Origin of the sequence: Paraburkholderia sp. HD33-4, assembly GCF_021390635.1 — a bacterium.
Classification (GTDB): Bacteria; Pseudomonadota; Gammaproteobacteria; order Burkholderiales; family Burkholderiaceae; genus Paraburkholderia.
In genome coordinates this window covers 329,154-341,850 of record NZ_JAJEJS010000004.1, presented here as the reverse complement: position 1 = coordinate 341,850, position 12,697 = coordinate 329,154, and the positions used below count along the sequence as shown (strand labels likewise).

Here is a 12,697-nt window from a genome sequence, read left to right as displayed (position 1 = left end):
AGCGCCGATCGATACCATGTCGTGGCCTTCACCGACTTCGCCGTCGTCGTCTCGCCGTCCCCGCGAACGTATCGGCAAGAAGGCATTTTGCGCGCCAGATCAGCGTCCTCTTTGAGTTCGACACGTGCCCGAATGGAGCAGAGATCATAGCCGGATCGTACCGGCAGCTTTCAATGTCCCGTCGGCGTGATTCGCCTTTCGGCAGAATTTCGGAGTTTATTCGGTGCAACTTCGTGCGGCTCGAGTCCCCGCTGCCTATGCTGGTCTTGCCAATGCCTGCCATTGAAACGGTTCCGCGTGGGCGGACGGCCCCTGCAACCCAGCCAGGAGGTACACAAAAATGACACCTCATATTAAGCGCGCAGCGTTCGCCTTCGCAGCGTTCATGACGCTTTGTGCGGCATGCGGCATAAGCCAGGCTGCTTCGTCCGTGGAGCGTGTCGCCGCGGCCGGCTCGGATGCATCGATGAGCGCCACGGGGAACCCGCGCGGCGCCCGTCCGGCGGACGTTGCCGGCGGCCCGCTGACACTCACGCTGCAGACACCGTCGGGCGGAACGTCGCGGCTGACTTACGTCAAAGAAGATGGTTGGAGGCTTGAAGACCATGCCGCGCCCTTGAAGCAGCACGAAGCGCGAATCACTCCCGCTTCGACGGAGCGACAGCAGGAGATGCCTGAATCGGAGCGCCCTATGACCGTATTCATCGACGGTCCCACCGGCTTCACGTATGTGTGGGTAGCCGATCAGGGGTGGAAGTTCGTCGGCCGGTTGTCCGGTCGGATCCGATGATCGACGGTGCAGGCTTCGAGACACTGGGGACTGGTGGGTCGATGATCTGCCCGGGCACGCGCAAGCGGGCTGCACAGACCATGAACTCCCGTCACCGCTCTTCGAGACAACGCCGGAGAGCGGCCGCTTGACTAAAGAACCTAGGTGAACGTCCCCGCCGCCGGATAGGCTGAGATAGCTCGGGACGACTTGTGTGCGTTTTGTGCATGCTGACATTCATCCCCGCCGGGCTGAGAATGTCAGCCCAGCGACCTTCAGTCTCCGTGCGGCATCTGATCGGCAGGCGGCAGTTCGTCCCGCATCGTGTCCGTCGCTTCTATCTTCAGGTTCGGGGATGCTGCAGACATCCCAGGGCAGATTTCCCCCGCGCGTTGTGCGGGAGTTTGTGCCCGTCGTTACCGATGCAGGAGGCTTGATCGCCCGGAGATTTCGTACGGTCGTGACCGGCGGCACTCGGATCCGAAGCAGATGTTTGCTGCTGTGGCGGTCGGAACTTCGACGTGTAAGCCTGCAGGTGCACGTGGTCTCAAGCGGAACATGCAGGCTACGGACAGCGCAGCTCCCTGCGCCGATGCGGCCGGCAAAACAACATTGGGGAGTGCTCAGATGGCCCATAGCAATTTCTCGATCGGCAGACGAAGGCTTTTGGCGCAAGCAGGTGGAGCCATTACTGCCGTCGCCATCCCGAAAGGTGCCCGAGCTGCGAATGCAACTTCCCCTGTGATGCTTCGACTCAGTGCATATCTGGCTGAAGCGGGGAACCGCCCCCTTCCCGCCGACGTGGTTGAGATAGCCAAGCAACACATACTCGACACTTTCGCGGCGATGGTTTCCGGTTCGCTCTTGCCTCCGGGAAGCGCCGTATTGGGATACGCGCGCGCCGATGTAACAGCAGGAATGGCGACCATCGTTGCTTCGACACTGACCGCGACTCCGGTCGAGGCGGCTTTCGTGAACGCCATGCTTGCTCAGTCGGACGAGACCGACGATTCGAATGAATTCTCGCAATCCCATCCCGGCTGCGCGATTGTGCCGGCGGCATTCGCTATGGGCGAGCAATTCGGAGTCGATGGCAACCGCTTTTTGCATGCCGTTACGCTCGGCTACGATATCGGTCCGCGCGTGACGATCAGTTTCGGTGCGCTTGGTTTCCGCAACAATAGCCACAAGAGCACGCATGCGATCGCCGAAGTTTTCGGCTCGGCTGTCGCAGCGGGCTGTATCGTCGGACTTGGAGCACAGCAGATGCGATGGCTGCTCGACTACACGGCTCAGCAATCCGCCGGCATCGGGGCCTGGACGCGCGACACCCAACACATGGAAAAAGCATTCGTCTTCGCCGGAATGCCGGCGAAGAATGGAGTGATGTCGGCGCTTCTGGTCCACGACGGTTTTACCGGAATCGATGACATCTTTTCGGGCCCGGATAATTACTTCCTTGCTTACGCGCCCGGCGCCAATCTGGACGAACTGATCAAAGACCTTGGCGATCGCTACGAAATTGCCAGAACCAACATTAAGAAGTGGTCAGTCGGCTCGCCCATTCAGGCGCCACTGGATGCAATGGACAATATTTTCAGGAACCATCGAGTAGAGCCGGATAACGTCAGATCTATCGTTGTGCGCCTTGCGCACACCGAGGCGCGGATCGTAGACAACCGCGAAATTCCTGATATCTGCCTGCAGCACATGGTGGCGGTCATGCTGCTCGATAGAACCGTCTCGTTTCAGACGGCGCACGATAAGGCCCGCATGAGCGATCCCGACGTCTTGCGGGTGCGTGCCAAGGTCAAGCTTATTCCGAGCGATGAGTTGGAAGCCCTGGAGCCGGCCCGGCACGCGATCGTCGAAATTACGTTGAACGATGGAACGGTGCTGACAGACCACGTCGCACATGTCCGTGGCACGGCCGACAACCCCATGGACAACCGCGAGGTGGTGCGCAAGGCGACGGATCTAATTGAGCCGGTTCTGGGCAAAGCAAATAGCGCTGGGTTGATCGAACGGCTAATGACGCTTGAACGACTCAACGATGTGCGAGGCCTGCGTCCTTTTCTTCAAAAGGCTTAACACTGTGATTGGCCTGTCACCAATGATTGCAGAGAGCCGCAGATTCAACTCGCAAATGAACGGAAAGCGAAGCTGGGAGAGCAGCGGAGTATTGCCTCAAGAGTCGAATCGGCAATTCGAGTTTGGCTCAGAAGAAGAATATCTATGGTGTCGAAGGCGGTCAAGAAAAGCGAACCATAGGTTAATGCAAGGCTCGAAGTATAGACCACGACGGAGTCCCGAATGAATGCCGCGTTTAACTCAGTGATATTGGGCGTATCGCTTTCAGTCCTTGCCGGCGTGGCATGCGCACAAAAGAGCGACATGCCCCAGCACGGTAGTGCCACGTACGAAGGCTATTACCTCAATCACGTCTTATCCACTATGGATATGGGTGAGCAGGGCTCGGGTGCGGTGATCGAGGGATTCGGAATTACTCGAAGTAGCGACGGGCGGCAGCCCTTCGATAAGCTGTCAGTTCATTGTCTGTTTTTTGAAGGTTCGAGAGGTGGCCAGTATTCCGAGACAGGTTCATGCACCGAGACCGATACCGACGGCGACGTGATATACCTCACCGTGTCGACGGACGCCCAGACGTTGATCGGGGGAACCGGAAAGTACAAGAGAATCACTGGCGCTGGAACTTTTTCCGGACATCCGTTGCGTGCGCCTGCACCTGGCACATTTGCAGTCATTCTGGAACAGAAGGTGACCTGGGACATGAAGTAGCCACCGTCCGCATTGGCGTCGCCGACAGAAGACTTGGTATCTCGTGTTGCCAGGGTCTCAACGACAAACAGGCCAAATCGGCCTGGGCACATTTCATCGATTGGGTACGAGCCTCGCCGACGGATTTCACCTTCAACGACGAACCTCGCATCGGCGCCGGTCCCGCACGCCGCTGGTGGGATCTCAAGGCCAATCCGGGACTGGTGCCTGACCCACGGGCTGGAGCGGCCACCCACCACGGTTGGTGGCGAGGCGATGGAGACCAGGCCTCGCTATTCTTGTTCGGCTATGAGTCACAATGGCTGCCCGCGACGCTTCTCGAACCCGCACAACGCGATCGGCTCGCTGGGGCGCTCATGGAGGCAGCCCGTTTTCAGGCCGTCGAACTGCATGCCAACAAAGGACTCGCGGGCGCCCCCCGGAGGTGAATGAGCAGGCGCGTCAGTGCTCGATGAATCCAAAGGTTGCCGACGCCTTCGCCCTGATGATTGTGGCTACAGGCGGTCCGCCGCCGTTTGCGGGCCTCCCGGTCACGCCGACTGACTTGGCAGAGGCACATCGCCAAGCCGAACGTGTGGGGAAGGCTGCGGCTGTTCTTAAAGCATTGTCGCCAGAAGGGGGCGCCTATCTTTCGGAAGTCGATTTTCTTCGTGAAGATTGGCGCAAAGCGTCCTGGGGGGCGAATTATGCGTGGCTGAAAGCGATCAAGAACCGCTACGACCCCGAGGGATTCTTTTTCGTCCATCACGGGGTCGGCAGCGAGGACTGGAGTCCAGACGGTTTCACGCCGGTGCGGTCGTGATCTTTTGGGATGTCCGTTCATTGACTTGCAGCGGTCGCGCGTCGTCCATTCGGACCACAGACCGCTAGGGTCGCAACTACCCATTCGTTGGACGTTCGTCCCCCGGGTCTTAGCGAACGACCGGTGACCAGCAGTGAGCCGGCATAACAGCTTCGACGCGTGGCCGTCGGCTTTGGCCGATGAGTAAGCATCCGACGACGTCACGGCTACGGCAATGGATCGACCAAAGACGCCATTCGGGTAACCGTGCATTTTACCGCTCGTGAGTCGCAGCTTACGCAAGGACCGTATGATCTAATCGCCGTTGCGCCACCTTCGACACTCGAGGGAATCGACAACTCGATGCCGCAGATCAGCCTTTGAGCGACCGCTTATAGGTGTCGGCACGGTCGTTGGCCCAACGCGGTCTGATCGATGACGCGCGCCAAAGCGCGTGACGGAACCCATTGACCTCCCTGTGCCATGAATCGGGAAGTCGCGTCGACGACCGTTTGGTTGATGTCTTCATCGAATGCATCAAAGACAGGTGCGACGATCGACTCTACGAGGGCAAATTGCTGCCGTTCGAATCTGCTCGCGTCGATGCGACCTTCCGCATCGAAAGTGAGCATGGAAAACGTGTTCCGAACGACGCGCACCGGGCTTCTGGCCACGAGCTCGACTACGACGCTGGCCATTCGCGCTCGCTGCCCCGCAAAAACGGGCAGACTGTGGCTTGCCGGGTCTCGCAGCATCCGGTTGAGGTTGGTGCTTGAGAGCCGCCAGAGGGTATCGTCACGAGCGATCAGAAACGTTCGGCAAGAAAATCCCATGGTTCTACCTATTGCATTAATGCCGATGCTCACCGCGCCCGGCGAGATTCCGCAACGCGCATCCGGGCAGGCTGTTCCCCCTGTACCTTACATCGCGCACGCGACCACGCTTCGGGTCGTCCGGGTCGAGGTCCGGCTCCGGAGGTTCGAAGGAGGAGCGTTGAATGTCCGCGGGTCGGTCCAACGACACACTCTGCCACCTGGTCGTTTTTAGCAAGCGCAACTGATTTCCACCCCGCAGGCGGGAGCGGCCATCGGCATTCCATCTCGAATCACTCAGCTTTTGGTACCCTTTCATCGTGAGCCCTGTTGCTCCTGGCAGAATTCGCAAAATACGGAGGCCGCCGTGAAGGTCGAAGATCAGCCAGCCGGTGCCAGAGCGGGGGGCGAACTTCTTTGAGTCGATACATAGCAATCAGGTTGTCCTACAGCAGATGAAAAGACAGTTCACAAGACATGCTCAACGCAGCGACCGGACATACCCCGAACGCTTGACCCACCCCACATTCCCGGCGAACCAGCCGCAGACGGAACTTCGTACCGGTCGCACTGGGCGGATGGGCCGGCCAGTTGATTCCAGGGCCGCTTTCCCTGAAAACATGCGGCTTCAGCACTTGCTGCAACAGTGTGATGGGGACAGGCGCTTTTGACTGCTCCCGACATTCTCGCGCCACACCTGACTCCCGGTGGTCACCTGCTTGCGGTTCCAGAGGACGACGCGCCACCATTGGCGGATGAAATACGACCGCGGCTAGGCAATTCTTTTGCGCTCGGCACAGGACATGGTCTGCTGCATCTGGGAACGGCGGAAATCGGCCGCATTTTGCCGCCCGCCTGGGCCTGGTGGCGAGATTTTGCCGCGCGCTATGTCACCGCCTTGTGTGCCACCCCCGAGGGCGGCGAGATTGTGGTCGTCACGCCGTCGGCCAGGGACTTCGATGCCTTGATTGCCGATGCGCCTCCAATGACAGGCGGGGAGTATCTGACGCCAGATGTGCTGGCCACGCTGTGGAACGAGATCAATACCGCGTTGCACGAGGAACTGGCGACCGCAAAAGTCTCCCTTCAGGATTTCCTCAAGTTGCGCCACCCGGCCTGGAATCTTGTCGGCCGCGTGCATTTCAATCTCGCTGAGAACCGCAAGGATCCGGAGTCACCATTCGCCTTCCTTGCGACTTATACCTCGCGCCTGTCGGCCCATGGCAAAGCGCAACACCAGCCGCTGTCGCAAGCCCTCGCGGAATTTTCGGGAGCCCGGAGCAAGGCGCAGCTCCTGTCGTTACTGCTGCCGGTGCAACGCGCAGCAGAACACTGCGATTGGCTTCGCGAAATGGTGGATACCGGCGAGATATATCATCCGCTGCGCTGGACGCCGCTTGACGCCCATCGCTTTCTCTCGGACTTGTCCAAACTGGAAGCGGCAGGGATTGTCGTCCGCACGCCAGGCGTCTGGCAGGCGGGCCGCCCCGCCCGTCCCGTTGTAAGAGCCAGTGTCGGAGCAAGACCACCCTCGCTCCTGGGCAAGGACGCGTTGCTCGATTTCAGCATGGAGGTCTCCCTCGACGGCGAGTGTCTCACCGCCGCCGAGGTCAGGGATCTGCTCAAAGGCGCCGACGGATTACAACTCATCCGCGGTCGCTGGGTCGAGGTGGACAACAAGAAGCTCAGTCGCCTCCTGAAGCGATTCGAGGCGATGGACAAGGCGGCACAAGCCGGTCTGCCATTTAATGAGGCCCTCCGCCTTCTGGCGGGTGTCGCGCTCGACGAGAGCGGTGACCCCGCTGACCACGACTGGTCGCAGCTGGTTGCAGGGCCCTGGCTGGCCGACATCCTGCAGGAGTTGCGTCAGCCAGAGGGGTTAGCGCAGATCAGCCCGGGACCGGAACTCAAGGCCCGCCTGCGGCCCTACCAGCAGGCCGGCGTGCGGTGGTTGTACCTGCTCACCCGACTCGGACTGGGCGCTTGCCTGGCGGACGATATGGGCCTGGGCAAGACCATGCAGGTACTCTCGCTGCTGCTCGTGCTGAAACGTGAAAGCGCCGAGGCGCGGCCCAGCCTGCTGGTCGCCCCCGCATCGCTGCTGGCGAACTGGGCGGCAGAGGCCCAGCGCTTCGCCCCTGGCTTGCGCTTGCTGATTGCCCATCCGTCGGTCATGCAGGCGGCCGATTTGCGTTTGCTGGACGCCGCGCGGCTTGCGGATATCGATCTCGTCGTCACCAGCTTTGGCTCGCTTCTTCGCCAGCCGGTACTGGGGACCATCCAATGGCGCGTTGCCATCGTCGATGAAGCGCAGGCGATCAAGAATCCGGGCGCGAAGCAAACGCGACAGGTCAAGCAGCTCCATGCGCAATCGCGAATCGCGCTGACCGGCACGCCCGTGGAAAACCGTCTGTCCGATCTGTGGTCCATTTTCGATTTCACCCACCCCGGTTTGCTGGGCTCGGACAAGGTGTTCGCCAACTTTACCAGGCGGCTGGCGAAGGCCGAGCATTTCGGCCCGCTGCGCACGCTCGTACGGCCCTACATCCTGCGCCGCCTGAAGACCGACAAGCGAGTAATCGACGACCTTCCGGACAAGACCGAACTCAAGGCATGGTGCCACCTGAGCCCGAGCCAGGCCGCGCTTTACCAGCGTGCGGTGAAGGATCTGGCCGCCGCGCTCGAAGATGCCGAAGGCATCGGTCGCAAGGGTGTGGTGCTGAGTTTCCTGATGCGCTTTAAACAGATATGCAACCATCCCTCGCAATGGCTCGGCGACGCAGCGTGGAAGGCGGAAGACAGCGGCAAGTTCGCCCGCCTGCGCGAACTGGCCGAGGTCATTGCCGCCAAGCAGGAAAAGGTGCTGGTATTCACCCAGTTCCGCGAGACCACCGAGCCGCTGGCGGCATTTCTGGGTTCGATCTTTGGCCGTGAAGGTCTGGTGCTCCATGGCGGCACCCCGGTAGCCAGGCGCCGCGAACTGGTCAAGCGATTCCAGGACGACCAGCTGATACCCTTTTTCGTGCTCTCGCTCAAGGCCGGTGGGGCGGGGTTAAATCTCACTGCGGCTTCCCATGTGATCCACTTCGACCGCTGGTGGAACCCGGCCGTGGAAAATCAGGCGACTGACCGTGCGTTTCGTATCGGCCAGCAAAAGAACGTCCTGGTGCATAAGTTTATCTGCCGTGGCACGATCGAGGACCGTATCGAACAGTTGATCGAAGCGAAGCAGCAACTGGTGAAGGATGTGCTGGAGGGCGGCGCGGAACTCCTGCTCACCGAGATGAGCGATCGCGAATTGCTTGACCTCGTCAAGCTCGATGTTCATGCCGCGCAAGAAAACTGATCGTCAGGAGGAACCGCAATGAGTTACGGTCACGGGGGATGGAAGCCTTATGTCTCGGTCGCCGAGCGCAGGAAAAAGGCTGAACTGGCCGCCGCGAAGGCGAAGAAGACTGGTGCGACCCTGTCGCCAATCGCCTCGTATCGCGGCGCCATCGCCAGGACCTTCTGGGGCAAGGCCTGGTGTGACAATCTGGAAGGTTACAGTGATTATACGAACCGCCTGCCACGCGGGCGTACCTATGTGCGCAACGGCTCCGTGATCGACCTTCAGATTGCGGCAGGCAAAGTCCGTGCACAGGTCATGGGTTCGAGCCTCTACACCGTAGAGGTGACGGTGACGGCGTGTCCTGAAAAGCAATGGCGAACCATTGGTGCCGACTGCTCGGGGTCGATCGATTCGATGGTAGAACTGCTGCAGGGCAAGTTCTCGACTGCCGTGATGGAGCGCATCTGCAAACCCGGAACGGGTCTTTTCCCGGTGCCGAAGGAGATCAGGTTCAGTTGCAGTTGCCCGGACTGGGCGTCGATGTGCAAGCACGTTGCGGCCGTGCTCTACGGGGTCGGCGCGCGGCTCGACCAACAGCCGGAGTTGCTTTTTGCCTTGCGCCGCGTCGACGCCAATGATCTCGTCAGGCAGGCCGGCACCGGCCTGCCCAAATCCACAAAACGACCGGCTGCAGGCAAGGTGCTCGACGATGCGCTGGTGGCCGATGTGTTTGGTATCGAGATGGCCGAAGCTTACCCACCGGCGAAGCCTGCTGCTGCCGGACGTAACAAGCCACCCGTCGCTAAGGTGACAGAGAAGAAGTCGGCCAGGTCGGCTGTCTCGACAACCCGGAAGCCACCTGCGACCGCGAAGACTGCAGCGGACAATAAATCGGCAACCAGGAAGTTGCCAGTCAAGCCATCGGCCGGGCTACGTAAATCAACCGCTGGCATCGTTGCTGCCGGCAAAGCAAAAGTGGTGAACTCACCTGCAACGCCGAAAGAGGTTGCAACAAGGAAGCGCGCCAGTGCCCGACCATTAAAAGGTGAGCCCCGCTAAACTCCGCTTTCATCTCGCGTGGTTGCGCGGAAAGCGATTGACTTCGATGAATGAAACTCGTTTTATCGATGCTTCTACGACTGCGAATCGTCATCGCGTCAGCTGACCTGATCTCATCACTCGTTAGACGCCCAATAGCCGAATCCGACCATCATGGTTCATCTGGGTGAGCACCTCGCGCATGGCCTTGACCTCACGCTCGTCGACCTTGCGAATATCCAGTTCAAAGTTCCGCAGGCTGGTTGTCAGGCGCACTACGGCTGATTTCCTGTCAAGGTGGAGTGCTTCCAGCAATTCCTCATCATCTTCCACGTACCGTTCAAACGAAACGTTCACTCCTCGCTCGCACTCTCCAAGCAGGTGTTCGTATTTCGGCGTGCGCAGAAGGGTGAGACTGGCGATCTCAGTCGGATCTGCGGGATCGATGACGGCAAAGGACACAATCAGGTCGTCTCCGTTCTCGGTCGAAATGAACGCGACAGTTTCCATAATCTTCGGTCTATGGTTTCCGCAGTCACAAAGCACAATCATCGCGCCGCGACGATCCCTCTCTGACGAGGAGGAGGTCGAGCACGAGCAACGATAGCATGATGCATGAAGGCGGCCGACCGCCTGACTCGAGCGCCCCAGCTTCCTTGAGTTACCCCGGATTATCCGGCATTGTCCCCCTGATGTGGGGCAGTAAGCGGCCAACAACCGACATTCCTATCGCGCTGCATGTTGCCCTTCGAATGGCTCATGTTCGTGCGGAATGAGACGCTGAACGCAAGGTCAATGGTCTCGTTCTTCGACTTTGAGCACCTTTAACATCGTGGTGGCAGACGCCGGACACACGCCCAGGAACTGGCTGGATGCCAGCAGAGGCAGCGGCACTTCCTCGCGCGCAACGGGTGCGAAGCCTTGACCCGCAAAATAGTGCTCGGCCGTAGTAGTAAGCAACACCACCGATCGAACCGCGCGCAGTCGGCATGCTGCCAACAAATGGGCAACGATGGCTTTGCCGAGACCGACACCACGGGCATCGCCTGCAACGACAATCGAACGTATAAGGGCGTAGTCTGCGTAATATTCGACGCCGCCACACGCGTTGATCACTGACGACTTCACTCCTACAACGAAATTGGTCAAGTGCTCAGCAACGCCGACCGTGGGCAAATCATTGGCTGCGAGTAATGCCTCTATCGGGGCGAGGTCGGATGCGGTTGCTGATCGAAGATGCATGATGCGGGTTCTGGGTTGCCAGTGAGCCTCAAAGGCCGGAAGAATTTCGGACCGATGCTGAACGCGAGCGACGACCGGAACCCATCGCATTAGATGGTCGATTGATTCACACGCTTCATCAGTTCCTCGGCACTCTCCTTTCGTTCGCTGTACCGGTCTACGAGGTATGGACCGATGTCGCGCGTCAGCAGCGTGAACTTGACCAGTTCCTCCATCACGTCAACGACGCGGTCGAAATACGCTGAAGGTTTCATGCGGCCGGCTTCGTCAAACTCCATGAACGCCTTGGCCACCGACGACTGGTTGGGGATGGTCAGCATGCGCATCCACCGTCCAAGCACGCGCATCTGGTTGACGGCGTTAAACGACTGCGAGCCGCCGCTGACCTGCATGACAGCGAGCGTCTTGCCCTGGGTTGGCCGCACGGCTCCGACGGAAAGCGGAATCCAGTCGATTTGCGCCTTCATGATGCCCGTCATCGCGCCGTGCCGCTCCGGCGAGCACCAGACCATGCCTTCCGACCACAGTACAAGTTCGCGCAATTCGGCCACCTTGGGATGGCTGTCTGGCGCGTCGTCTGGAAGAGGCAAGCCGCTCGGATTGAATGTGCGCACTTCGGCACCCATCGCCGTGAGCAGGCGTGCGGCTTCTTCGCTCAGCAGGCGGCTGAACGAGCGCTCGCGCAGCGAACCATAGAGCAGCAGGATGCGCGGCGGATGGGGCGAAGCCTTCGCCGGCTGCAGGCGATTGATATCGGGCACGCGAAACAGCGCCGGGTCCACCTGCGGGAGGTCAGTAGCGAGATCGGACACGTTTGCCCTCTGTGATTGTTTCCATTTTCGTCAGGCGCACTCGTACCAGTCCTTTGAGCGGTTCACGATGCGCACCACGAGCAGCATGGCGGGCACTTCGATCAGCACACCCACGACGGTCGCGAGCGCAGCCCCTGAATTGAAGCCGAACAGACCGATTGCGGTGGCGACAGCCAGTTCGAAGAAGTTCGACGCGCCGATCAGCGCCGACGGACAGGCAATGTCGTGCTTCTCGCCGACCGCGCGATTGAGCCCGTAGGCAAGCGCCGAATTGAAAAACACCTGGATCAGGATCGGCACAGCGAGCAGCACGATAACGAGCGGCTGCTTCAGGATGGCCTCGCCCTGAAATGCGAAGAGCAGCACCAGCGTCGCCAGCAGCGCGGTGATGGACCATGGGCCGATCCTTGCCATCGCAGCATCGAATGCCGCCTGCCCCCTGACAAGGAGCACCTTACGGAGGATCTGCGCGAGGATGACTGGAATCACGATGTAGAGCACGACGGACGTGAGCAGCGTCGCCCACGGCACCGTGATCGCGGAAATGCCAAGCAGCAGGCCGACGAGCGGCGCAAAGGCGACCACCATGATGCTGTCGTTCAGCGCGACCTGGGAGAGCGTGAACAGAGGATCACCGCCGGTCAGGCGGCTCCAGACGAACACCATCGCCGTACAGGGCGCCGCTGCGAGGAGGATCAGGCCCGCGACGTAACTGTCGAGTTGCTCCGCAGGCAGCATCGGTGCGAACAGGTGCTTGATGAAAATCCATGCGAGCAGCGCCATCGAGAACGGTTTGACCAGCCAGTTCACGACGAGCGTGACGCCGATGCCCTTGACGTGCTGGCGCACCTCGTGCAGCGCGCCGAAGTCGACCTTGACGAGCATCGGGATGATCATCACCCAGATCAGCAAGCCGACCGGCAGATTGACATGCGCATATTCCAGCCGGCCAATCGTCTGGAAGACACCAGGCAGCACCTGTCCAAGCAGGATGCCGGCCACGATGCACAGCGCGACCCAGACGGTCAGGTATCGCTCAAAGAAGCTGATGGCCGGTTTCGCGGCCGGCTTCCCCGAAGCGGCAACATTGGGGGTATTCATGGGGTGACTCGA

General features: G+C 60.1%; 11 protein-coding genes. 7 read left to right on the top strand and 4 right to left on the bottom strand.

What is annotated here, in order from left to right; genetic code table 11:
* Positions 1–340: 340 nt before the first annotated feature.
* The 7 genes from L0U84_RS43485 (at position 341) to L0U84_RS43455 (ending at position 9,551) form a co-directional block, all read left to right on the top strand.
* Complete coding sequence (locus L0U84_RS43485) at positions 341–790, top strand: hypothetical protein (RefSeq protein WP_233860327.1); 450 nt, start codon at positions 341–343, stop codon at positions 788–790.
* Between the two features lie 606 nt (positions 791–1,396).
* Positions 1,397–2,860, top strand: a complete 1,464-nt coding sequence (locus tag L0U84_RS43480) for an MmgE/PrpD family protein (protein WP_233860325.1) — start codon at positions 1,397–1,399, stop codon at positions 2,858–2,860.
* 222 nt (positions 2,861–3,082) lie between these two features.
* The gene (locus tag L0U84_RS43475) at positions 3,083–3,568 is read left to right on the top strand and encodes a hypothetical protein (protein WP_233860323.1); all 486 of its coding nucleotides are present in this window, start codon (positions 3,083–3,085) and stop codon (positions 3,566–3,568) included.
* A 451-nt stretch (positions 3,569–4,019) separates the two neighbouring features.
* The gene (locus tag L0U84_RS43470; protein ID WP_233860322.1) at positions 4,020–4,370 is read left to right on the top strand and encodes a BBE domain-containing protein; all 351 of its coding nucleotides are present in this window, start codon (positions 4,020–4,022) and stop codon (positions 4,368–4,370) included.
* A gap of 446 nt (positions 4,371–4,816) precedes the next feature.
* The gene (locus L0U84_RS43465) at positions 4,817–5,125 is read left to right on the top strand and encodes a hypothetical protein (protein WP_233860320.1); all 309 of its coding nucleotides are present in this window, start codon (positions 4,817–4,819) and stop codon (positions 5,123–5,125) included.
* A 703-nt stretch (positions 5,126–5,828) separates the two neighbouring features.
* Positions 5,829–8,507, top strand: coding sequence for a DEAD/DEAH box helicase (locus tag L0U84_RS43460; RefSeq protein WP_233860319.1), 2,679 nt, complete (start codon positions 5,829–5,831; stop codon positions 8,505–8,507).
* Between the two features lie 18 nt (positions 8,508–8,525).
* Positions 8,526–9,551, top strand: a complete 1,026-nt coding sequence (locus tag L0U84_RS43455) for an SWIM zinc finger family protein (protein ID WP_233860318.1) — start codon at positions 8,526–8,528, stop codon at positions 9,549–9,551.
* A gap of 123 nt (positions 9,552–9,674) precedes the next feature.
* On the opposite strand, the gene L0U84_RS43450 is transcribed toward L0U84_RS43455, so the two are convergent.
* The 4 genes from L0U84_RS43450 to arsB form a co-directional block, all read right to left on the bottom strand.
* Entirely contained in the window at positions 9,675–10,040 is a 366-nt protein-coding gene (locus L0U84_RS43450; RefSeq protein WP_233860317.1) for a hypothetical protein, read from the bottom strand.
* Positions 10,041–10,322: 282 nt separating this feature from the next.
* Complete coding sequence (arsN2, locus tag L0U84_RS43445; RefSeq protein ID WP_233860316.1) at positions 10,323–10,772, bottom strand: arsenic resistance N-acetyltransferase ArsN2; 450 nt, start codon at positions 10,770–10,772, stop codon at positions 10,323–10,325.
* Positions 10,773–10,861: 89 nt separating this feature from the next.
* On the bottom strand, positions 10,862–11,584 hold the full coding sequence (arsH, locus tag L0U84_RS43440; protein ID WP_326491259.1) for an arsenical resistance protein ArsH: 723 nt from the start codon (positions 11,582–11,584) through the stop codon (positions 10,862–10,864).
* Positions 11,585–11,614: 30 nt separating this feature from the next.
* The gene (gene arsB, locus L0U84_RS43435; protein WP_233860315.1) at positions 11,615–12,685 is read right to left on the bottom strand and encodes an ACR3 family arsenite efflux transporter; all 1,071 of its coding nucleotides are present in this window, start codon (positions 12,683–12,685) and stop codon (positions 11,615–11,617) included.
* Positions 12,686–12,697: the final 12 nt, after the last annotated feature.